The sequence below is a fragment of the Sphingomonas daechungensis genome (genome assembly GCF_014489495.1).
Classification (GTDB): Bacteria; Pseudomonadota; Alphaproteobacteria; order Sphingomonadales; family Sphingomonadaceae; genus Sphingomicrobium; species Sphingomicrobium daechungense.
Map to the genome: position 1 here is coordinate 348,192 of NZ_CP060780.1, position 21,227 is coordinate 369,418.

General features: G+C 65.3%; 15 protein-coding genes and 7 pseudogenes. 9 read left to right on the top strand and 13 right to left on the bottom strand.

Going from position 1 to position 21,227, the window contains the following annotated elements; all coding sequences use genetic code 11:
- Positions 1–19: 19 nt before the first annotated feature.
- A complete protein-coding gene (locus H9L15_RS01825) occupies positions 20–1,543 on the bottom strand; it encodes a hypothetical protein (protein ID WP_187714969.1) in 1,524 nt (507 codons plus the stop codon).
- Positions 1,544–1,774: 231 nt separating this feature from the next.
- Positions 1,775–1,912: a hypothetical protein gene (locus tag H9L15_RS16715; protein ID WP_223276421.1), complete on the bottom strand. Its 138-nt coding sequence runs from the start codon at positions 1,910–1,912 to the stop codon at positions 1,775–1,777.
- 75 nt (positions 1,913–1,987) lie between these two features.
- Here H9L15_RS16715 and H9L15_RS01830 point away from each other — a divergent pair, with 75 nt between their 5' ends.
- Positions 1,988–2,452, top strand: coding sequence for a shikimate kinase (locus H9L15_RS01830; protein ID WP_317617628.1), 465 nt, complete (start codon positions 1,988–1,990; stop codon positions 2,450–2,452).
- A gap of 90 nt (positions 2,453–2,542) precedes the next feature.
- On the opposite strand, the pseudogene H9L15_RS01835 reads toward H9L15_RS01830, so the two are convergent.
- The 6 genes and pseudogenes from H9L15_RS01835 to H9L15_RS01850 all read right to left on the bottom strand — a co-directional run.
- Positions 2,543–4,317: pseudogene (locus H9L15_RS01835) on the bottom strand (cation:proton antiporter domain-containing protein); the annotation flags it as partial.
- A 13-nt stretch (positions 4,318–4,330) separates the two neighbouring features.
- Positions 4,331–4,738: an iron-sulfur cluster assembly scaffold protein gene (locus tag H9L15_RS01840; protein WP_223276422.1), complete on the bottom strand. Its 408-nt coding sequence runs from the start codon at positions 4,736–4,738 to the stop codon at positions 4,331–4,333.
- Positions 4,735–4,992, bottom strand: coding sequence for a CysS/YqeB C-terminal domain-containing protein (locus H9L15_RS20705; RefSeq protein ID WP_455567145.1), 258 nt, complete (start codon positions 4,990–4,992; stop codon positions 4,735–4,737). The genes H9L15_RS01840 and H9L15_RS20705 overlap by 4 nt, the downstream gene beginning before the upstream one ends.
- A 165-nt stretch (positions 4,993–5,157) precedes the next feature.
- A pseudogene (locus H9L15_RS20710) lies at positions 5,158–5,678 on the bottom strand (cysteine--tRNA ligase); the annotation flags it as partial.
- Positions 5,666–6,043, bottom strand: a complete 378-nt coding sequence (locus H9L15_RS18435) for a cysteine--tRNA ligase (protein WP_262984881.1) — start codon at positions 6,041–6,043, stop codon at positions 5,666–5,668. The gene H9L15_RS18435 and the pseudogene H9L15_RS20710, both read right to left, overlap by 13 nt.
- Before the next feature lie 180 nt (positions 6,044–6,223).
- Entirely contained in the window at positions 6,224–6,565 is a 342-nt protein-coding gene (locus tag H9L15_RS01850) for a CvpA family protein (protein WP_317617560.1), read from the bottom strand.
- A gap of 151 nt (positions 6,566–6,716) precedes the next feature.
- Here H9L15_RS01850 and H9L15_RS01855 point away from each other — a divergent pair, with 151 nt between their 5' ends.
- Genes H9L15_RS01855 through H9L15_RS01865 form a run of 3 tightly spaced genes read left to right on the top strand, consistent with a single transcriptional unit; the run spans position 6,717 to position 7,461 of the window.
- Positions 6,717–6,974, top strand: a complete 258-nt coding sequence (locus H9L15_RS01855; RefSeq protein WP_187714970.1) for a hypothetical protein — start codon at positions 6,717–6,719, stop codon at positions 6,972–6,974.
- Positions 6,971–7,276, top strand: a complete 306-nt coding sequence (locus H9L15_RS01860; protein WP_187714971.1) for a class I SAM-dependent methyltransferase — start codon at positions 6,971–6,973, stop codon at positions 7,274–7,276. Before H9L15_RS01855 ends, H9L15_RS01860 begins: the two co-directional genes overlap by 4 nt.
- Positions 7,273–7,461, top strand: coding sequence for a hypothetical protein (locus tag H9L15_RS01865; protein WP_187714972.1), 189 nt, complete (start codon positions 7,273–7,275; stop codon positions 7,459–7,461). The genes H9L15_RS01860 and H9L15_RS01865 overlap by 4 nt, the downstream gene beginning before the upstream one ends.
- Before the next feature lie 393 nt (positions 7,462–7,854).
- On the opposite strand, the pseudogene radA reads toward H9L15_RS01865, so the two are convergent.
- From radA to H9L15_RS01880, 3 genes and pseudogenes are all read right to left on the bottom strand, one after another.
- Positions 7,855–9,221: pseudogene (gene radA, locus H9L15_RS01870) on the bottom strand (DNA repair protein RadA).
- Between the two features lie 2 nt (positions 9,222–9,223).
- Positions 9,224–9,691 carry an endonuclease domain-containing protein gene (locus H9L15_RS01875; protein WP_317617561.1) on the bottom strand — a complete coding sequence of 156 codons (468 nt, stop codon included), beginning with the start codon at positions 9,689–9,691 and terminating at the stop codon, positions 9,224–9,226.
- A 39-nt stretch (positions 9,692–9,730) separates the two neighbouring features.
- Positions 9,731–11,022, bottom strand: a pseudogene (locus H9L15_RS01880) (DUF885 domain-containing protein).
- A 521-nt stretch (positions 11,023–11,543) separates the two neighbouring features.
- Here H9L15_RS01880 and H9L15_RS01885 point away from each other — a divergent pair.
- The 3 genes and pseudogenes from H9L15_RS01885 to H9L15_RS01895 all read left to right on the top strand — a co-directional run bounded on the left by H9L15_RS01885 (position 11,544) and on the right by H9L15_RS01895 (position 16,614).
- Positions 11,544–12,834: pseudogene (locus tag H9L15_RS01885) on the top strand (MFS transporter).
- 66 nt (positions 12,835–12,900) lie between these two features.
- The gene (gene cysK / locus H9L15_RS01890; protein ID WP_187714973.1) at positions 12,901–13,827 is read left to right on the top strand and encodes a cysteine synthase A; all 927 of its coding nucleotides are present in this window, start codon (positions 12,901–12,903) and stop codon (positions 13,825–13,827) included.
- A 99-nt stretch (positions 13,828–13,926) separates the two neighbouring features.
- A complete protein-coding gene (locus H9L15_RS01895) occupies positions 13,927–16,614 on the top strand; it encodes an EAL domain-containing protein (protein ID WP_187714974.1) in 2,688 nt (895 codons plus the stop codon).
- On the opposite strand, the gene H9L15_RS01900 is transcribed toward H9L15_RS01895, so the two are convergent.
- Together H9L15_RS01900 and H9L15_RS01905 are read right to left on the bottom strand one after the other, a co-directional pair.
- A complete protein-coding gene (locus tag H9L15_RS01900; RefSeq protein ID WP_187714975.1) occupies positions 16,611–18,407 on the bottom strand; it encodes an acyl-CoA dehydrogenase C-terminal domain-containing protein in 1,797 nt (598 codons plus the stop codon). The two genes, H9L15_RS01895 and H9L15_RS01900, sit on opposite strands and share 4 nt — an antisense overlap.
- A gap of 2 nt (positions 18,408–18,409) precedes the next feature.
- The gene (locus H9L15_RS01905) at positions 18,410–18,796 is read right to left on the bottom strand and encodes a MerR family transcriptional regulator (RefSeq protein ID WP_187714976.1); all 387 of its coding nucleotides are present in this window, start codon (positions 18,794–18,796) and stop codon (positions 18,410–18,412) included.
- A gap of 129 nt (positions 18,797–18,925) precedes the next feature.
- Here H9L15_RS01905 and purF point away from each other — a divergent pair.
- Both purF and H9L15_RS01915 read left to right on the top strand, forming a co-directional pair.
- Positions 18,926–20,380: pseudogene (gene purF, locus H9L15_RS01910) on the top strand (amidophosphoribosyltransferase).
- An 82-nt stretch (positions 20,381–20,462) separates the two neighbouring features.
- Positions 20,463–21,162: pseudogene (locus tag H9L15_RS01915) on the top strand (SDR family NAD(P)-dependent oxidoreductase).
- Positions 21,163–21,227: the final 65 nt, after the last annotated feature.

Sequence of the window (21,227 nt, forward strand, 5' to 3'; positions counted from 1 at the left end):
GTCGAGGTTCACGCCGGCATCACGTGCGCGCGAGAGCTTCCGCGGCGATCATTCGCGCAATGTAGTCCTGACCGGTCCGCTTGAGGGCGGCGATCGAGTGGTAGACGTGCGCGGGCGGAAGACCGTCGAACGTCGGCGACTGGAATCCGGTGCCGGTGAGCACCAGCACGGTTCCCGCCTGCCCGAGCGCCGCGGCGCGATCGATCATCCGGGTCCACGGCGAGCGTCGGTCGAGACGAAGGCCCGAGCGTCCGCTGATCCGACCCGCGGTCTCCTGATCGATGCGGCCGAGCCCGGCGAGCCCCGCGACGAGCAAGGCGCTGCGCTTCTTTCCCTCGCTATTGTCGCGATCGATGAACGAATTGATCCGCCCGGCGCTGACGTCGATGCCGGCTCCGTCGGGAGCGCCAAGCGCGAGCATGGCCCAGACCTGGTCGGCATATTGATCGTCCATCTGGCTGGCGGCCTGGCTCCATCGCGCGGCCTGCCTGTCGAAGCCGGCGGCGAGCATCGACGCGACCAGATTGGGCGCATCGGCCTGGAGCGCCTTGTCCGGCTCGATCAGGGTCGCGGCCCGACCAAGCGTCGCCCGCGCGGCCTCCAACTCGAGGTAGTCCTTGTCGCTGCCCCACAGCTTGCGCATCGCCGCGAGCTTGGTCTCGACGTCCTTGCCGACGAAAGCCTGACGCAACTGCCAGGCGTCCGTGCCCGGTAGATCGTCAGGGCCGGTCGAATCGTAAATCATCGAATACAGGTCGGCCATCGCCTGCGACGAAAAGACGCCGAGCCCAGCGGCGATCTGCGCCGACGCCAGCCGGTCGGAAGGCGCGATCACCGGAGCGGCGGCCTGCCACGCGCGCATCTGGGAGGGCGCGGCGGCGATCAGGCGATCCGGGAACGTCATCCCCGTCGCAGTGGCAAGGCCGAACCGCCACGTGTCGAGGCGGTCGACCGGGTCCCACTTGATATCGACAGCCCGGTTGGTGTTCCCGCCAGCGCCGACCACCTTCTCGGCGAGTTCGAGGTCGATCCCGGTCATCCGGCCACGACGGCGCGCCGCGTCCACCTGCGCTGCGGCCTGTTCGGGCTCTCCCGCCATCGCCGCACACATTGCGTCGACGACCTGGAAAATCTTGGGATCGGCCTTCTGGATGCCGTCCTGGAGTGGGCACAGCGCGGCAGGGTCGGCATTGGCGAGAGCGCCCTCGACCCCGACCTGGAACATGCGCGGCGTGAACCGGTCGACGTCCACATTGGCGATGATCATCCGCCCGGCATCGGCCTCGCCCATGCGCAGCAGCAGCCAGGCACGCTCGGCGGCCCAGTCGACCGGATTGACGTTTCGCGGCGCGACGGCACGCGCCAGCAATGCGTTGCGAAGCGCGATATGCGCCCAGCGCGATGCGACCGGCGTGCCCATGCGTCGCATCAGGCTGGCCAGGAACGCGCCGCTGGCTCCTTTCCACGGACTTGCGCCAAGGCCCAGGTCGACGGGATCGAGACGCCCGACCAGGCGAGAATCGCGCCTTGCGAAACCGGGCATCTCGACCGGCGTCGGCGGAGGTTGATCCGCCGCTTCCTCCGTATCCAGTTCGACAACGCCCGTTTCGCTTTCGCCAACCCCTTCCGCCGGCGGAGCGCTTGGCGTCGGGCTGGTTGGTGCTGGCTGTGCCGGGCCGCTGGCGTGGGCGGAGCCGCGCTGTTGGTCGGCGCAGCGATTTGCGCGACCGCCGGAATGGCGATCGCGGCGACGGCTACCGCTGCAAGCAGTCGGCTATTGCGCATTGGCAGGCCGGTTGACCTCGACCTCGATGGTGCGGGTCGGCTGCTCGCCGGCCTGGCGCGAGAAGAAGAACAGCAGGCCCAGCAGGACAAGGACCAGCAACAGGATAACGATTACAGCTCGCGGCATTGGCACTCGCGTCGGTTGGAAATACGGAACGCGACCGCTTTTGCCGCCGCGTCCGCTCGCTGTATAGCCCCGCCGGTGGGAAAGCTGACAGACCGTCTTGATCGACCGATCGTTCTCGTTGGCCTGATGGGCGCGGGGAAGTCGACTGTCGGACGTCGGCTGGCGAAGCGGCTCGGCCTTCCCTTCATCGACACCGACAGCGCGATCGCCGATGCCGCTGGCTATACCGCTGCGGAAATCTTCGAACGCTACGGCGAGGCCGACTTCCGCGACGGCGAGCGCCGGCTGGTCGCAAGGCTGGTCGACGGCGAGGTTCGAGTGATTGCGACCGGCGGCGGCGTCTTCGTCGATCCCCGCACGCGGCAACTTCTCATCGAGCGTTCGATCACCATCTGGCTCGACGCTCCGGTCGAGGTGCTCGCGGACCGCACCGCACGACGCGACACGCGGCCGCTGCTGAGGAACGGTGATCCCAAGGAAACGCTGGAGCGGCTCGCCAAGGACCGGGACCTTCCTACGCGGAGGCGCATATCCGTGTGACCAGCGGCCAGGGCGCCCACGGCGATGTCGTCGAGTCCATTGTCGTGGCGCTCGAATCGCACCTCGACGGCCCGGCCTAGGCCGGGCTCTTCGCCTCGTCCTCCAGGGGCGGTCGACCCCGAAGCTGCGGTCGAACTTGGCGTGGAGGTCGCCCGTCACCGTTTGCGCATCGAGCCGTTCGAGGTCCCGCTGGCGGTATTCGCGCTCGACCCGTTCGGCTTCGCGCTGCGCGATGCCGAGCTTGATCAGTGCCTGCCGGCCCATGACAACCGCGCTTTCGTAGAGCTCGCGCTCGCAGACAGCGAGCTCGAGCCCGGAGAATTCGATCACCTGAAGCCGGTCATACACGCGGGCCATGACCGCCACCTGCGGGAAGGTGTTGAACACCGCCTCCAGCTTCTCACGCGTCAGTTCGCGCGGGTCTGGCAGAACAGGATGCCCTCGGCGGTGTCGGCGCCAGCGGTGCGCAACAGGTCCACGCGGGTTCCATCGCCGTAATAGACCTTGGTGCCGAATTCCTCGCTGAGCTCGATCTGCGATGGCTTGCTGTCGATGATCGTGACCGGGATGCGCTTGGCCATCAGCATTTGCGCGACGGTCTGGCCGAAGCGGCCGTAGCCGACGACAATGACATTGGTCTCGGGCGAGAACTCGGGTCCGTCGAGATCGGATGCCGGTTCGGGAATCCGCCGGAGGACCCACTCGACTACCTGCATCAGGAACGGCGTCGAGACCATGGTCAGGGTGACGACGGCACTGAACAGCGACGCGGCCTCCGGCGTGATCAGCTGCGCGCTCGCCGCCTGGCCGAACAGCACGAAGCCGAATTCGCCCGCCTGGCTGAGCAACAGGCCGAGCCAGATCGCCCGCCCTTTCTTCATCCCGAACATGAACGCGAGGCCGGCAATCAGCACCGCCTTCACGACGATGATCCCGACCGCGAGGCCGAACACCAGCTCCGGCCGGGCGGCGACGGCGTTGAAGTCGATCAGCATTCCGACCGAGAGGAAGAACAGGCCGAGCAGGATCGAGCGAAACGGCTCGACGTCGCTTTCGAGCTCGTGCCGATACGGTGATTCCGCAAGCATCACGCCGGCGATGAAGGCGCCAAGAGCCGTCGACAAATGCAGCGAATGCATGAGCGCGGCGCTGGCGATGACCGCGAACAGCCCAGCGACGATGAACAATTCGCGCTCGCCGAAGCGGCCGATCAGCCGGAACAACGGATTGAGAATGAAGCGGCCGACGAGGACCAGGCCGACGATCGCCCCCACCGTGTAGAGCGCGAGCATCCCGCCCGACGGCGCGGTCGGATCGACCGGCGCCCGCGACATGGCCGCGATGATGGTGATCATCGGGACGATCGACAGGTCCTGGAACAGCAGGACCGAGAAGGCCCGCTCCCCGCGCGGATGGTTGAGCTGGCCGGTCGACCGCAGCATCGGCAGCACCTGCGCCGTCGACGACAGGCCCAGCGGCAGGCCGATGGCGATGCTCGCTTCCCAGCTGAAGCCGAGCGCGAAGCGGATCAGCAGCGCGAGTGCCAGGCCGCAGACCATGACCTGCAACAGGCCAAGCCCGAAAATGTCCTTGCGCAATCGCCACAGCCGGCTCGGGTTCAGCTCCAGGCCAACGAGGAACAGCAGGAGCGCGATGCCGATTTCCGACACCGCCATGATCGAGTCCGCCTCGCCGATCAGGCCGAGCGCGTTGGGGCCGATGATCGCACCGGCGACGATATAGCCGAGCGTCGCACCAAGCCCGAGCTTGCGAAACAGGGTGACGAAGAACAAGGCCGCGCCGAGCATCAGCGCGCCGTCGAACAGCAGGTTGCTGGTGACGACCTCGGGCGCGGTGCCGGTCATGCGTGAGCGCTCTTCATGGCGGCGGCGAGAGCCTTGAACGGCAGAAGGATCGCGCCGTGACGCGACTTGCGCGAACGGCGGGTGCGAGCGCCGACAGGTTCGGCCAGGTTCCGGCATCGTCGCGATCGCCGCCAAGCCACGCTTCGAGAGCGTTGGCGGCTTCGGAGATGTCTTCGAACGAGCGGCCGACCGCGCCTGCCGCAAGCAAGGAGGCCGAAGCCTGCCCGAACGCGCAGGCATGGACTTCCTGCGAGAGCGCTTCGATCCTGCCGTCATCGCCCAGCTTCACGACCGCGCGGATCGTGCTTCCGCAGATTGGAGAACGCTGCTCGGCGCTTCCGTCGATCCGGTCGAGCGTCATCGGCCCAGGCAGCGAAGCCGCAAGCCGCAGGATCTCGGTCGTGTACAGCGGCGCGTTCATTCCCTTCGCCACGTAGTGCCCGCAGCCGTATCCTCCAAGACAATACCCTCGGCCTTTAGCTCGTCGCGGATGCGGTCGGCGGTGGCGAAGTCGCGGTTTTTCTTCGCTTCCGCGCGCTTTGCGATGCGGGCGTCAACGTCCGACGCATCTCCGCCGCCGCGAAACCATTCCTCTTCCGAGCTTTGGAGCAAGCCGAGCAAGTTCGCGCTGGCTCTCAAGACCGACGGATCCTCGATCGCCGAAAGACGCGACATCGCCAGCGGTGTGTTGAGATCGTCGGAAAGCGCCTCGATCACGCCCGGGTCGATCTCTCCCGCCTCCGCATCGCCGCCAGCGCGATAAAGGCGGTCGAGCGTCGCCTTCGCCTGTGCGATCAGGTCGTCCGTCCACGCCAGCGGCTGCCGGTAATGCGCCGACAGCAATGCCAGCCGCAGCGTCTCGCCGCGGTGCCCCTGTTCGAGCAGCTCCGCCGGCGTGACGACATTGCCGAGCGACTTCGACATCTTCTCCGACCCCATGTCGACGAAGCCGTTGTGCACCCAGTAGCGCGCGAGCGGCAGGCCGTGGTGGGCACAGCGGCTCTGGGCGATCTCGTTCTCGTGGTGCGGGAAGATGAGGTCGAGCCCGCCACCGTGGATGTCGATGGTCTCGCCGAGGTGCCGCTCGATCATCGCCGAGCATTCGACGTGCCAGCCTGGGCGGCCCCTGCCCCACGGCGATTTCCAGCCGATGACGCCCTCGCCGCTTGGCTTCCACAGCACGAAGTCGGCGGGGTCGCGCTTGTAGGGGCGACCTCGACCCGCGCGCCGGCGACCATCGCGTCGCGGTCGCGCTTGCTAAGCGCACCATAGTCGGGATCGCTCGGGACGGAGAACAGCACGTGGCCCTCCGCGGCGTAGGCATTGGCGCGCTCGATCAGCCGCTCAATCATTGCGACCATCGCCGGGATTTCCTGCGTCGCATGCGGGGCGATGTCCGGCGGGTCACGCCAAGCGCACCCATGTCGTCGAGGTAAAAGCGCTCATACCGCTCGGTGATGACGGACGGATCGACCCCTTCCGCCTCGGCCGCGGCGATGATCTTGTCATCGACGTCGGTGACATTGCGGGCATAGACTAGGCTGTTCGGTCCGAACTCATGCCGGATCAGCCGCGCCAGCGTGTCGAAGATAACCGGCGGCCGCGCATTGCCGATATGCGCGCGGCCATAGACCGTCGGCCCGCACACATACATGGTGATCCGCTGCGGATTGAACGGCACAAACGGCCGCTTCTCGCGGGTCATCGTGTCATGCAGGCGGATCAATTCTGGTCTTCCTTCTGGAGTTCGTGGCTCCCCTTCCGCCGCGCCTCGACCCAGTCGACGACGGCGCGGCCGCTGGCGTTGAGGAGAGGATAGGTGCGGGCGTTGCGCATCCAATCGGGCGGGGCTCCTCCGGGCCGTAGGTCAAATCGGTGGCGAGGTTCGCCAGCAGGAAGAACAAGGTCACCGCAAGCAGGCCCTTGAGCAGGCCGAACCCGCCGCCCAGCACGCGGTCGAAGGGCCGAGCATCGACGTCCGCGTCTTCTTGCCGATCGACCGCGCCAGTAACTTCATGAACAGGAAGCTCGGCAGGAACAGGATGATGAAGGCGAGCACCGCGGCGGCCGTCGCCGAATCCACCGCCTCGGTCAGCGACACGGTGATCGGAGTATGGAACAGGCGCAGCATGACGATCGCCACCACCCAGGCGAGCAGCGACAGCATTTCGTGCACCAGCCCGCGGACGAAGCCGATCACGGCTCCGCCGCCAAGCAGGACGATGACGAAGATGTCGAGCGCACTCATTTTGCGAGGCGCTAGCCTGTTCTTTTCGTCATTGCGAGCGGAGCGAAGCAATCCAGCGGCGATCTGGATTGCCGCGTCGCCTTCGGCTCCTCGCAATGACGGAACGATGGCGCTTGCGCCGGCGGCACGGTTCGGCTGATGTGGCCCGCGAATGCTAAGTACCGACAAGGCGTGGGAGAAGTTCGGGCGCGAGAACCCTTATTACGGAGTGCTCGCCGAGGAGCGCTTCACCGCGCCGCAGATCGGGGACAACCGCGATGCGTTCTTCGAATCCGGCCGCGCCTTCGTCGCCGGGCTGCTGCGGCGGTACGAAAGCCATTTCGGCGCCGTGCCGCGTGGGTCGGCGCTCGACCATGGCTGCGGCGTCGGTCGCCTGACCCTGCCGCTGGGGCCGGGTTCGAGCAGGTGACCGGGCTCGACGTTTCGCCCTCCATGCTCGCCGAGGCGAAGGCCAATGCCGAGCGGCTCGACGTTGCGAATGTCGAGTTCGAACTGGCCGACGACCGGCTCTCGAATGCGGCCGGCCAGTTCGACTTCGTCAACAGCTACATCACGCTGCAGCACATCCCCGTGCGGCGCGGGCTTTCGATCCTGGCGCGGCTGGTGGAGCGGGTGCGTCCGGGCGGCGGAATCCACGTGCATGTGTCGATCCGCACCGACGGGCTCCCTCACGCGCCTTGTGGTGGGCGAGCCATCACATCCCCGGCGTGAAGATCTGGCAGAACATCTGCGCCGGCCGGCGGTGGAATGCGCCCGCGATGCAGATGAACGACTATCCGATGAGCGAGGTCATCGTCGCGCTGGCAAGCGGCGGCGTGAGCGAATTCCTGGTTGCGACAGAGCAGCACGCGAAGTTTCTAACGGTCAGCGTGATCGGGAAGCGACGAGAGGCTTAATAGTAGCTTCAAACCAAGGCGCGCATCCTACTTTCCGGGACCAGATGTGCCTTCGCGCCGCATCACCCAAGCCTTATAATAGAGGTACCCGTGGAAGTGCCGATGAGGCCCACGGCCAGAATGAACAAAGCTACCCCGATCGACTGCTCCGAGAACTGTTTGCCAAACCAAAACAAGACGCAGCCTGCGATCGTTGCCACCAGCCTCGGAAACATCGTCTCCCTGTAGGTGAAACTAGGACTCGTTCCCCGGAAAGTGCGCTGCCAGTTCCCAACCGACCAAAAGACAGACCAGTCCCAGAGCAGGGCTACAAGTACAGTCGTCGCTAACCCCAAAAGCATGTTGCGTGCCTAGCAGCGAACTGTCCGCTTTCCACCCAAAGCAGCCATTCCGCTAACGCCCGAGAATCTGATCCACCAGCGCGCGGACGTTGCCGAAGCTGCTCGACGCGATGCCATCCGCGCCCTTCGTACCGGCGGGAACCCAGCCGCGTTCGAAGCCGAGCTTGGCGGCTTCCTTGAGCCGTAGACCGGCGTGCGCGACCTGGCGGACTTCGCCGGACAAGGCGATCTCGCCGAAAGTGATGCACTCGTTCGGGATCGGCCGTTCGGTCAGCGCGGATATCAGGGCCGCCGCCACGGCGAGGTCGGCGGCGGGTCGGTCAGGCGATAGCCGCCGGCGACGTTGAGATAGACTTCCGCCGACGCGAAGCTGAGGCCGCAGCGCGCTTCGAGGACAGCGAGGATCATGGCGAGGCGGCCGCTGTCCCACCCGACGGCCGCGCGTCGCGGCGTTGCGCCTGAGGCGAGGCGGACGGTCAAAGCCTGGATTTCGACAAGCACCGGGCGGCTGCCTTCCAGCGCTGGGAAGATACTGGTGCCGCTAACCGGCTCGCCGCGTTGGGTGAGGAAGAGGACCGACGGGTTCGGGACTTCGGTCAGCCCTTCGCGCTCCATCGCGAACACGCCGATCTCGTCGGTGCCGCCGAAGCGGTTCTTCATCGCGCGGAGGATGCGGTACTGGTGGCTGCGCTCGCCTTCGAAGCTGAGCACCGTGTCGACCATATGCTCGAGCACGCGCGGGCCCGCGACAGTGCCGTCCTTGGTGACGTGGCCGACCAGGATCAGCGCGGTCCCATGCTCCTTGGCAAAGCGCACCAGCTCCTGCGCCGAAGCGCGGACCTGGCTCACCGTGCCGGGCGCGCCCTCGATCAAATCGGAGTGCATGGTCTGGATGGAGTCGATGACCAGCAGGTCCGCGCCACCATTGTCGCCGAGCGTGGTCAGGATGTCACGGACCGACGTCGCCGCCGCCAGCCGCACCGGAGCCTTGCCGAGCCCGAGACGAACGGCGCGCAGCCGCACCTGTTCTGCGGACTCCTCGCCCGACACGTAGATGACGTTACGGCCCTTGCTCGCGAGGTCGGCGCAGACCTGAAGCAGCAGGGTCGACTTGCCGATGCCGGGGTCGCCGCCGACCAGCATTGCCGAGCCGGGGACGATGCCGCCGCCGATGGCGCGGTCGAATTCGGTGATGCCGGTGCCGATCCGCTCCGGCAGCGCGACCGGATGGTCGAGGCCGACAAGCTGAATCTGCCGCCCGCCGCCCTGGAGGTTGTGCTTGGCTGCAAAGATGCTGGAGACCTCCGCGGCCTCCTGCACCAACGTGTTCCATTCGGCGCAGTCGGTGCACTGCCCTTGCCAGCGGCTGGAGACGGAGCCGCAAGCTTGGCAGACGTACCGGGTCTTGGGCTTGGCCATACTTATTCCTCCCCGGCACGGGAGGGGACCGGCCGCAGGCTGGTGGAGGGGCCCACGTCCGCGCTTGATACAATCCGGCGAATTACGGCGTCGAGATCTTCGAGAACGGCACGAGCCGGAATGCGCAGAACGCCAAAGCCTTCCCGGACGAGCAGCGCGTCGCGTGCAGCATCTCGCCGAGGCTGATCGCCAAAGCTATTCCCTTCTCCATCAACCTCCACGATCAAACGCCGGTCAAGACATGCAAAGTCCACCGCGATCGGACCGATCGGAAACTGACGCCTGAACTTTAGTCCGTTCGGACGCTTTCGAAGAGCCTGCCACAGGAGAACCTCCGGCAAGGTCAGCTCTCGCCGCAGGCGGCGTGCGCGCTTAACCTGCTTGATTGGTGCGCGGAGGAGGCCTGGGCCCCTCCACCATGCTGCGCATGGTCCCCCTCCCGGTTCGGGAGGAATTTGCGTCATCTCCATGCGTTCAGCGTACTAGAACAAAGCACGAACGAGAAGCGCCTAAAATACCGCTTCCGCCTTGCTGCCCATCATCTGCTGGCGGACCAGCGGGATGGGTGGGCCGCCGAAGCTGAGGAATTGGTCGTGGAAGTCCTTCCACGCCTTCTGCCCGCCACGGCTGGCCGTCCAGTCGTCGCGGAGCTTGCGGATCATCAGCTTGCCCATGGTGTAGTTGAGGTAGCCCGGATCGTACGTCCCGCGCGCCGCCTGCTGCTTCGCATTGCCCTCGTCCTGGTAGCATTCGTTGCGGAACAGGTCGTAGCTTTGCTGCTGGGTCATCGATCCGGTGTGCATTCCGATTGAGGAAAGGAAGCGGCAGTCGCGCAGAAGCGCGTTCGAGATCTGGCCGATGAGAACCTCGTCCGTGCCGCCGCCGACACCCGCCTGGCGCATCATCTCCTCGGTGTAGTGGCCCAGCCTTCGGCAAAGGCGTAACCGACGAACAGGCGGCCGAACATGTTCTTGGACCGGTTGGCGTGGAGGAAGTTGAGGAAGTGGCCCGGCCAAACCTCGTGCACCGATGTGAACAGGAGGTCCGACTTGCCCGGGATGTAGGCGTCCTGCATCGCCTTGGTCCAGGTCGGGTCCGGCGGCGCGATGTAATAGACGGACGGGAGGTTCTTTTCGTACGGCCCCGGGATGTTGATGTAGGCCGCGTTCTGCCGGTTGTAGGGCGGCGCTTCCTCGACCTTGGCCTCTTCCGGCCCGGGGATGCTGACGATGTTCTTGTCGATCAGGAACTGCTTCAGCATCGGCAGCTGCCGGCGGGCCTCGGCGACCGGCCCGCCTTCGGGCTTGTCGGCATTCATCTTGTCCATGCAGGCCGGGATCGTCGCGCCGGGCGCGTAGCGGGCGCAGGCTTCCTTCAGCAGCTTCTGGTTGGACTCGAGGTCGGCTCGCCCGATCTTCTCGAGCTCCTCGACCGGCGTCGCCACCATTTCGGTGTCGGCCAGCATTCGCTGGTATTTGGCCTTGCCGAGCGCGAAGTTCGGCTTGGCGGACGAGCGCTGCCCTTCGACCCAGGCGACCGTCTCCTTCATCGCGGTCACGGCCTTGTCGGTCGCGGCCTGAAGCGCCTTCTGGTCCTCGTCGGTGCCGACGCCTTTCCACGCGGCCATGCCGTCGGCCGGATAATATTCGGCGAAGCCGCCGAACGCATTCTTGGCATAGTCGACGAAGCTGATCGGCATCGGGGTGCGGATGTTGGCGCGCATCTGCTCGGCGGCGCGCGGGACGTTCTCAAGGAACTTGATGTACGACCGCAGCCTCTGCTCCTCCGAAGCATAGGGCACGGTGATGTAAACCGAGGGTCAAGCGCGCCGAGGTAGGACGCAGGATTGGTGTGTGGCTGGTCGGCGCCTTCCGAGTCGATCCAGAACAATTGGCCCTTGGCGACGGCGACGAGATAGTCGCGTTCGTATTGCTGTTCCTTCGTCAGCTTGTCGTTGCCGAACGCCTCGGCGTCGGTGATCGCCTTTTTCAGGCGGGCGACCTCGGCATCGATCCCGGCCTGCGAAAGATCGGAGATCTGCCCGTCGAATTCGTGGCGGCCCTGCGCGACGGCAAAGCCGGGATTGGCCTTGAAGGTCGCCTCGATGAAGCTGTTGACGAAGCCCGGCCAGTCGGCGGACGGCGTTGCCGCCGCAGTCCCCGCCTGATTGGAATTGTCCTGCACCTGGCAGCTCGCCAGAGCCACCGCCGCAACCGCAACCGAAGCGACCAGAATTCTTCGCATGAATCTCTCTCCCTTGAGGGTGCATCGCGTAAAGCTCGCGCCGAACAACAGCAAGCGCGGTGCGATTGCGCACCCGCCATGCCGCCTCTAGGTGCAAGGCGTGATCCCTGCCCTTTGCGTATCGCGGACTACCGGTCCTACTGGTTTTCCCGCCTGGCCACGACCATTGCCCAGATGGCGATGGTCATCGTCATCGGCTGGCAGGTCTATGACATCGCCCGCGAGACGATGTCGATCCGCGATGCGGCGTTCCAGCTTGGCCTCGTCGGCCTGATCCAGTTCGTGCCCCTGTTCGTCCTGACGCCGATCAGCGGCTGGACCGCCGACCGGCTCGACCGCCGGTACATCGCCCGGGCGGTTGTTTCGCTGGAGTTCGTCTGCGCGCTCATCCTGTTCTGGGCGACCTGGGCGGGTTCATCAGCATTCCCATCCTGTTCGGAGTCGCGGCGTTGCTTGGGGTTGCGCGAGCCTTCGCCGGTCCGGCGCTCGGAGCTTTGGCGCCGAACCTGGTTCCAAAGGAAATCCTGCCGCAGGCGATCGCCTTGAGCTCCGCCGCATGGCAGGCCGGCGCCATCGCCGGTCCGGCCCTCGGCGGCATCCTCTACGATTTCCACCCGCAGATCCCCTACGCCTTCAGTGCGATCCTGTTTGCCTTCGCCACGATCTGCCTGTTCACCATCGGCCCAATTGCGCGGGCGCCGCTCAAGCCTGGAAGCCCGATCAAGCAAATGGCGGACGGCCTCGCCTATGTTCGCCGCAACCGCCTGGTGCTCGGTGCGATCACGCTCGACCTTTTCGCTGTGCTCCTCGGCGGCGTGACGGCCATGCTGCCGGTCTATGCCCGCGACATCCTGCAGGTCGGCGCGGACGGGCTTGGGCCACTGCGCGCGGCGCCGGCCGTTGGAGCGACGCTTACCGCGATCTTCTTTTCCGTCCGGCCGTTGAAGACCGACGTCGGGGTCAAGATGCTGTCCGCAGTCATCGTCTTCGGCGCGGCGACCGCGATCTTCGGCTTTTCGACCAGCTACCCGCTGTCCCTGGCGATGCTCGCGACGCTGGGAGCGGCGGACATGTTCTCGGTCTACATCCGCCAGTCGCTGATCCAGCTCCACACGCCCGACGAGATGCGCGGCCGCGTTTCCGCCGTGTCGACGCTGGCGATCTCGGCATCCAACGAGCTCGGCGAAACCCGCAGCGGGTTCACCGCCGCCTTGCTCGGTCCGGTCGCCGCGACGGTTGCGGGAGGTATCGCCGCAATCTGCGTCACCTTGATCTGGGCCGGACTGTTCCCGAGCTTCGCAAGGCGCGGACCTTCGAACTTCCAGAGCCTGCACCCGAAGAAGCAGACGTCGTCGCAAGTGGTGTATAGGCGACCGCTTGCAAGACTGGATCATCGACCCGACCTAGCCGCCTCGACCCAAAGGAGACCCTCGGCATGAAAGCCAACACCGTCCTCGAGACCATCGGCAATACGCCGCACATCCGCATCAACCGCCTGTTCGGCGACAAGGCGGAGGTCTGGATCAAGTCCGAGCGGTCGAACCCAGGCGCGTCGATCAAAGACCGCATCGCCCTCGCGATGGTCGAGGATGCAGAGCAGTCCGGCAAGCTGAAGCCGGGCGGCGTGATCGTCGAGCCGACCTCGGGCAACACCGGTATCGGCCTCGCCATGGTCGCCGCGGTCAAGGGCTATCGCCTGATCCTGGTCATGCCCGACAGCATGAGCATCGAGCGCCGCCGGCTGATGCTTTCCTACGGTGCCGAGTTCGAACTGACACCGCGCGAAAAGGGCATGAAGGGATCGATCGCCCGCGCCCAGGAAATCATCGCATCGACGCCCAACTCGTGGATGCCGCAGCAGTTCGAAAATCCCGCGAACCTCGAAGTTCATCGCCGCACGACGGCGCAGGAAATCCTGCGCGATTTCGGCGACAGCCCTCCCGATGTCCTGATCACCGGCGTCGGCACTGGCGGCCACATCACCGGCTGCGCCGACATCCTCAAGAAAGCCTGGCCGAACCTTAAGGTCTATGCGGTCGAGCCGACCCTTTCGCCGGTCCTGTCCGGCGGCGATCCGGGCCCGCACCCCATCCAGGGAATCGGCGCGGGATTTATCCCTGCCATCATGGATACCAATTTGCTTGACGGCGTAATCCAGGTGACCCCCGACGACGCGAAGGAAATGGCGCGGCGATCGGCGCGCGAAGAAGGGCTGCTGGTCGGCATTTCTTCCGGCGCGACGCTTGCGGCAATCAAGCAGAAGCTACCGGAATTGGGCGAGAATTCGCGAGTCCTGGGCTTCAACTACGACACCGGCGAGCGCTATTTGTCGGTCGCGGACTTCCTGCCTGAAGAAAAATAGTTAATCGCCGCTAACCACGTTTCTTACGCGGGCCATTAAGGCCTGCGGGCGTATGGGCCTTTGCATCAAGCGGGACGATCCCGCAGCAAAGGCCCAGGAATGCGCAGAGCTCGCTTCGCAAGAGCAGTTGAAAAAACCGGATCGCAGAAGACCAGCATCTCGATCAGCGAGGCGCTGTGGTTCGGCCTTCGCTCTCCCGAGACGAGTGACGAAGCATCGCTGTCGGATTGGCGAGTCACGGGCCTGGAGCTCGTGCCGGTCCTCCTTGGCGTGACTCACATTCTCGTCACCAGCGCTTGCATGTTCCTGTTCAAATCGCGCGGTGTCGGCCTGTCGGCGGACAACCCCATCATTCCTGCCGCGCTAGCCATCCTTATCGACGTCCTGGCGGCCGCCGTCCTCTACAACCGCAAGCGGCTCAACATTCCTTCCCACGCAGTCGTTCGCGGCCTGTGTGTGTATTTGACCGTCGCCGGCCTGATCTGGACCTGGTTTGGCTGGGCGATCCAGGACGACAGCTTCCTCTATCCGATGGCGGCTGCACCGATCGCGATGAGCGCCGGAATCGCGATGGGCGCGGTCGTGTCGATCCAGTCGCCGCCGTTGATCATCGTCAACATGATTACCTCGGCCTTCGCCGCTGTCGCGCTGTCCGAGGGTTCGCTGGTGCCGCTGGCAGTTGCCGCTCTGTCGCTGACCCTGGTCGCATACAGCATCGCCGGATCGCGCTCGTTCATCGCCGCCGGCCGGAAGCGGCTCAACCTCGACGCAGAAGCGCGCAAGGCGCTCAACTTCGTCGAGGAATTCGAGAACAGCGGGCGCGGCTGGTTCTGGGAAACCAATGGCGAGGGCACCCTTTCCTACGTGTCGCAGCAGCTTGCCGACGACTTCCAGTGCGAAGCGCCCGAACTTCTCGGCCGCCAGTTCACCGATCTGCTGTCGGTCGACACCAGCTCCGGAGCGAACGAGGAACGCAAGACTTTGGGCTTCCATCTGTCGGCGCGCTTCCCCTTCTCGGACGTGATCGTCAGCGCCGCCAGCGACGAGGACATTCACTGGTCGCTGTCGGGCAACCCCATTTTCGACGAGCGCGGCCGCTTCCTTGGCTTCCGCGGCATCGGCACCGACCTCACCGAGCAGCGCCGTTCCGAGCAGGAAATTACTCGCCTGGCACGCTTCGATTCGCTGACAGGCCTGCCGAACCGAGCAATGATGCGCCAGACTCTCGACGAGGCGCTGCGCAACGCGACGAACCGGCAGAAGGGCTGCGCGCTCTTCCTCATCGACCTCGATCGATTCAAGAACGTCAACGACACACTCGGCCACCCGGTTGGCGACGCACTCCTGCGACAGGTCGCCGATCGCCTGAAATCGGTGATGGGCGAGCACGGGCAGGTTGGGCGCCTTGGCGGCGACGAATTCAAGGCGGTGCTACCGGGAACGGTCGACATCGGGCTGCTGGAATCGCTCGCCCGAACCCTGATCGAGCAGGTCTCGCGCCCCTACAGCATCGAAGGTCACCGCGTGGTGATCGGTGCGTCGGTCGGCATTTCGATCGGCGACCCGGGCCGCTGCACCGCCGACAGCCTCGTCCGCGACGCCGACCTTGCGCTCTATGCGGCGAAGGGTGCGGGACGCGGCAAGCATTGCTTCTACGAAGCCTCGATGCACTCCGAAGCGTCAGACCGCCAGGTGCTCGAAAACGACTTGCGGCAGGCGATCGACAAGGGCGAGCTTTGGGTCGCCTACCAACCTATCGTCAGCGCGGCCGGTGAAGACGTCTGTGGCTTCGAGGCCTTGGTGCGCTGGAACCATCCTCTGCGCGGCAAGATCTCGCCCGAAAAGTTCATCCCGCTCGCCGAGGAATGCGGCCTCATCGGCCGGATTGGCACCTGGGTGCTGGAAACGGCGCTGGAGGAAGCGTCCAAGTGGCCGGACTCAGTGCGGATCGCCATCAACCTGTCGCCGATCCAGTTCAACGACCCCAACATCGTCGAGATCGTCTCGAACGCCATTGCGCGCACCAATGTCCGCGCGAGCCGGGTGGAGCTGGAGATCACCGAGGGCGTGTTCCTTGCCGAGGGCGACACCACCGATGAAACGTTCGCCAAGCTCAAGGACCTCGGCGTTCGCCTCGCGCTGGACGATTTCGGAACGGGCTATTCCTCGCTCGGCTATTTGAAGAAGGCGCCGTTCGACAAGATCAAGATCGACCAGAGCTTCGTTCGCGGCGCCGCGTCCACAACCAGTCGCAACAGCGCCATCATCCGCGCCATTGTGACATTGGCCGAGAGCCTGCAGATGGACACCTGCGCCGAGGGCGTCGAAACTCACGACGACCTCCAGCTGATCCGCGAGCTTGGCGTCAGCCACGTGCAGGGCTTCATCTTCGGCCGGCCGGTCGAAGGCCTCGAAGCCCGCGAGCTTGCGGCGAAGGCGGTAGTCGTCGCCGACGGCTTCCAGTGCCTTCGCGAGCCGCGCCAGCGCCTGATGCGCCGCGCGATGGCGTCGATCGACGGCAAGGTTCAGGAAGTCCGCCTGCGCAACATCTCGATCATGGGCGCGCTGGTCGAGTGCGACGTATCCGTCGCTCCGGGCACGCGCGTTGCGATGGATATCGTCGGCGCCGGTCCGGTCGAGGGCATCGTACGCTGGGCGCAGGCCGGCAAGTTCGGCCTGCAGTTCACGAACGCGTTCCAGATGTCGCGGCTGGCTCCGAAGAAGCAGAAGCTCAACGACGTCCAGATGCTTTCGCCCTGGTACGTCGAGAAGAAGGCGTCCGCCTAGAACGCCTCTTCCGGGAGCTTCATCACGGCTTCCGCACCCGCTTCCACCTGACGACGCAGCGATCCGGCCAGCGGAAGCTCGCGCTCGGCGTAGAAGCGGGCGGTGATCAGCTTGGCCTCGTGAAAGTCGCGGTCGGCTGACCCGTTGGCGGCGAGCGGTCCCGAAACCTGGACCATCTTCAGCCACATCCAGCCGAGGACGACGAGGCCCATCAGCTTCATGTACGCATAGGCGCCCGCGCCGGCATTGTCGGGGTCGGCCATGCCGTTCTGGGCCAGCCACATGGTCGCGCGCTGAAGCTCACCGACCGCAGGCTCGAGCGCCGCACCCATCCCAGCCGGATCGCCGGCTGCCTTGGCCGCCGCAATGTCCTCGGCCAACGCCGCGAACAAAGCGCGGACCGCGCGGCCGCCGTTCTGCGCCAGCTTGCGGCCGACGAGGTCCATCGCCTGGATGCCGTTGGTGCCCTCGTAAATCTGGGCGATGCGGGCGTCGCGGACGAACTGCTCCATGCCATGCTCGCGGATGTAGCCGTGACCGCCGAACACCTGCTGGCCGAGCACCGCAGCCTCGAAGCCCTTGTCGGTGAGATAGCCCTTGATGACCGGGGTGATCAGAGAGACGAGATCGTCCGCCGCCTCACGCTCTTCCTCGGTCGCCGCTTTCCGCGAAAGGTCGACCTGGAGCGCGCCCCACAGGATTAGCGCCCGCGCCGCCTGGTTGAAGGTCCGCATCTCCATCAGCATCCGCCGCACGTCCGGGTGGACGAACAAGGGATCGGCCTTGGCGTTCTGATCCCAAGCGTCCTTGTGGAGGCCGCGGCCCTGCCGCCGCTCGCGAGCGTAAGTGACGGCGTTCTGGTAAGCGACCTCGCCCTGCGCAAGACCCTGGAGGCCGACGCCGAGGCGCGCGGCGTTCATCATGATGAACATCGCCGCAAGGCCCTTCTCCGCCTCACCGACGAGATAGCCCTTGGCGCCGTCGTAATTCATCACGCAGGTCGAATTGCCGTGGATGCCCATCTTCTTTTCGAGAGAGCCGCAGCTGACCTTGTTGCGCTCGCCGAGCGATCCGTCGTCGTTGACGAGGAACTTCGGAACGAGGAACAGCGAAATGCCTTTCACATTGTCCGGCGCGCCCGCGATCTTGGCGATCACCATGTGGATGATGTTCTCGCTAAGGTCGTGCTCGCCCGAAGAGATGAAAATCTTGGTGCCGGTCAGCGAATAGGTGCCGTCCGGGTTCGGGTCGGCGCGGGTCTTGAGCAAGCCGAGGTCGGTTCCGCAATGCGGCTCGGTCAGGTTCATCGTGCCGGTCCAGCGGCCCGAGACCATGTTCGGAAGGTACTTCGCCTTCTGCTCGTCGGTGCCCTTTACCAGCAACGCGGCGATCGCGCCCTGGGTCAGGCCGTTGTACATTTCGAAGCTGTGGTTGGCCGAGCAGAGGAACTCGGAAATCGCGGTCGACACCACGTGCGGCATGCCCTGTCCGCCGAACTCTTCAGGCGCCGACAGCGTCGTCCAGCCATTGGCGACGAACTGGTCCCAGGCGTCCTTAAAACCTGGAGGCGTGGTCACCGACCCATCGTCGTTGCGGTGGCAGCCTTCCTCGTCGCCGACGCGGTTCAGCGGCTGAAGCACTTCCTCGCAGAACTTGCCGCCTTCCTCCAGGACCGCCTGCACCAGGTCCGGAGTCGCATTCGCGAAGCCCGGCAGGTTCGAGTAGCGGCCGATCTGCAGCACGTCCTCGAGGATGAAACGCGTTTCGCGCACGGGCGCTGTGTAGGTCGGCATGTCTAGCTGTCCTTTGTCAGGCGGTCGTCGAGGAAGACGCAGAACTCTTCGAGCTCCGCGAGGGTGGCGTCGATGTCCTTCTTCTGGCGATGAAGCGCGTCGATGCGATCCCGGCAGCGATCGCGGGTCGCGAGCATCTGCGTGTGCTGCTGGTCGCCGATATCGTAGAGGTCGAGCAGTTCGCGAATGTCGTTGAGGCTGAAGCCAACCGACTTTCCGCGCAGGATCCAGGTCAGGCGCGCGCGGTCGCGGTCGGTGTAAAGCCGAGTCGTCCCACGCCGTTCGGGCGCAATCAGCTCTTCGTCTTCGTAGAATCGAAGCGCACGAGCGGTGACGCTGTAGTCGTCACACATCTCCCCGATCGAATAGTAACGCCTCTCCGCGTCCATGCGGCGGCCTATGCTTTACGTTCACGTAAACGTCAACTCCCGTGAGGATTTCATTTCAACGGTCGGCGGGGGCGACAAACGAAAAGGTGACACCTATATGACGGGCCTTAGCAGCGCTGGCCGGGAACGATGCTGACCACAAATCCTTTTGAGTCCCTCGACGGGACAAACTGCACGAAGAGTGCGGAATCTTCGGCATCTGGGGTGCCGACAACGCCGCGAGCTTCGTTGCTCTTGGGCTTCACGCCCTCCAGCATCGCGGCCAGGAGGCGGCAGGCGTCACCAGCTATGATGGTGCGCATTTCCACTCCCACCGCGCGATGGGCCACGTCGCCGGCAACTTCGACCGCGACGAGGTCATGCGCAGGCTGCCCGGTCGTGCCGCGATCGGTCATGTTCGCTATTCGACCACCGGCGAGACGGCGCTGCGCAACGTCCAGCCGCTTTACGCCGAGCTGAACGATGGAGGCTTCGCGGTCGGCCACAACGGCAATCTTTCGAACGCGATGAAGCTGCGGCGCACGCTCAACCGCCGCGGATCCATCTTCCAGTCAACCAGCGACACCGAGGTGATTATCCACCTCGTCGCCACCTCGCAGGCCGCAAGCCCGACCGACCGCCTGATCGATGCGCTGAAGCAGATCGAAGGCGCGTATTCGCTCGTCGTGCTGACCGAGGAGGGCCTGATCGCCTGCCGCGACCCGCTCGGCATTCGCCCGCTGGTGATGGGAAAGCTTGGCGAAGCCACCATCTTCGCGTCCGAGACTGTCGCGCTGGACGTGATCGGCGCAAGCTTCATCCGCGAGATCGATCCGGGCGAGCTGGTCATCGTCAACGGCAGCGGAATCCGCTCCTTCTGCCCGTTCGCGAAGGCAGACCCCGCCCTGTATCTTCGAGCACGTCTATTTCTCGCGGCCGGACTCCATCGCCGACGGCACCTCCGTCTACGAAGTGCGCAAGCGGATTGGCGCTGAGCTTTCGCGCGAAGCACCTGTCGAGGCTGACCTGGTCGTTCCTGTTCCCGACAGCGGCGTTCCGGCAGCCATCGGCTACAGCCAGGAGAGCGGAATCCCGTTCGAGCTGGGAATCATCCGCTCGCACTATGTCGGCCGGACCTTCATCCAGCCGAGCCAGGAAGTCCGCCACCTCGGCGTGAAGCTGAAGCACAATGCCAATTCGGCGCTCATTCGCGGCAAGCGCGTCGTATTGATCGACGACAGCATCGTTCGCGGCACGACCAGCGTGAAGATCGTGCAGATGATGCGCGACGCCGGTGCCCGTGAAGTGCACATGCGCATCGCCTCGCCGCCAACCAAGTTCAGCTGCTTCTACGGCGTCGACACGCCCGAGCGCGCCAAGCTGCTCGCCGCACAGATGAGCGTCGAGGCGATGGCCGATTACATCAACGCCGACAGCCTGGCGTTCATTTCGATCGATGGCCTCTATCGCGCGCTCGGCGACAATCGCGACCCGGCGCAGCCGCAGCGTTGCGATGCCTGCTTCACCGGCGATTACCCCACACGCCTGACCGACGTCGAAGAGAACGACCCGGCCGCGACGCTGGCTTTGGCCGCGGCGCGCTAATTCGTCATTGCGAGCGAAGCGAAGCAATCCAGCGCGAAAGTGGATTGCTTCGTCGCTTCGCTCCTCGCAATGACGGCAACCTATGACTGAAACCAAACCCCTTTCCGGGAAACTCGCGCTCGTCACCGGGCAAGCCGCGGCATTGGCGCCGCGACCGCCGAGGCGCTCGCCCGCGAAGGGGCGCACGTCCTGCTCGTCGCCCGCACCGCAAGCGCGTTGGAGGAGGTCGAGGAGCGCATTCACCAGGCCGGTGGAAGCGCGACGATTGCGCCGCTCGACCTCACCGACGGCGAAGGCATCGGCAAGCTCGGAGCCGCCGTCGCGGAGCGTTGGGGGCAGCTCGACGTGCTGGTGCTCAACGCGGCCATGCTCGGGTCGCTGACCCCTGTCGAGCATATCGATCCCAAGGAATATTCGCGGATCCTGACGCTCAATGTCGGATCGAGCCAGGCACTGATTGCGGCCTTCGACCCGATCCTTCGCAAGGCCGAGCGCGCGGACGTGATCGGTGTGACTTCGAGTGTCGGGCACGAGCCCGCGCCTTCTGGGGCGCATACGGATCGTCGAAAGCCGGGCTTGAAAACCTGCTCGGCTCCTATGCCGACGAGACCGAGCACACCAAGCGCATCCGCGTCCACATCGTCGATCCGGGCGCCACGCGCACCCGGATGCGACAGCTGGCCTTCCCGGGCGAGGAGCCGGAGAGCGTCAAGCCGCCCGAGGTCGTCGCCGAGTTCATCCTCGGCCGAGTGCTTTCCGATGCCCGACCGGCGAATTGGTGAGAGCGCCTGACGCCTGACATAACGCCGGTATCGCCGAGCCGCGCTGAAGCCGCGACCGGGCGAAC

Excerpts from the sequence above, each read along its gene's own strand:
- H9L15_RS01855 (WP_187714970.1), top strand. The coding sequence starts at position 6,717 with ATGCTAAGTACCGACAAGGCGTGGGAGAAGTTCGGGCGCGAGAACCCT.
- H9L15_RS01900 (WP_187714975.1), bottom strand. The coding sequence starts at position 18,407 with ATGCCGACCTACACAGCGCCCGTGCGCGAAACGCGTTTCATCCTCGAG.
- H9L15_RS01825 (WP_187714969.1), bottom strand. The coding sequence starts at position 1,543 with ATGCCCGGTTTCGCAAGGCGCGATTCTCGCCTGGTCGGGCGTCTCGAT.
- H9L15_RS01895 (WP_187714974.1), top strand. The coding sequence starts at position 13,927 with ATGCGCAGAGCTCGCTTCGCAAGAGCAGTTGAAAAAACCGGATCGCAG.
- H9L15_RS01875 (WP_317617561.1), bottom strand. The coding sequence starts at position 9,691 with ATGGAGATGACGCAAATTCCTCCCGAACCGGGAGGGGGACCATGCGCA.
- H9L15_RS01905 (WP_187714976.1), bottom strand. The coding sequence starts at position 18,796 with ATGGACGCGGAGAGGCGTTACTATTCGATCGGGGAGATGTGTGACGAC.
- H9L15_RS16715 (WP_223276421.1), bottom strand. The coding sequence starts at position 1,912 with ATGCCGCGAGCTGTAATCGTTATCCTGTTGCTGGTCCTTGTCCTGCTG.
- H9L15_RS20705 (WP_455567145.1), bottom strand. The coding sequence starts at position 4,992 with ATGTCGCGTCTTTCGGCGATCGAGGATCCGTCGGTCTTGAGAGCCAGC.
- cysK (WP_187714973.1), top strand. The coding sequence starts at position 12,901 with ATGAAAGCCAACACCGTCCTCGAGACCATCGGCAATACGCCGCACATC.
- H9L15_RS01840 (WP_223276422.1), bottom strand. The coding sequence starts at position 4,738 with ATGAACGCGCCGCTGTACACGACCGAGATCCTGCGGCTTGCGGCTTCG.
- H9L15_RS01850 (WP_317617560.1), bottom strand. The coding sequence starts at position 6,565 with ATGAGTGCGCTCGACATCTTCGTCATCGTCCTGCTTGGCGGCGGAGCC.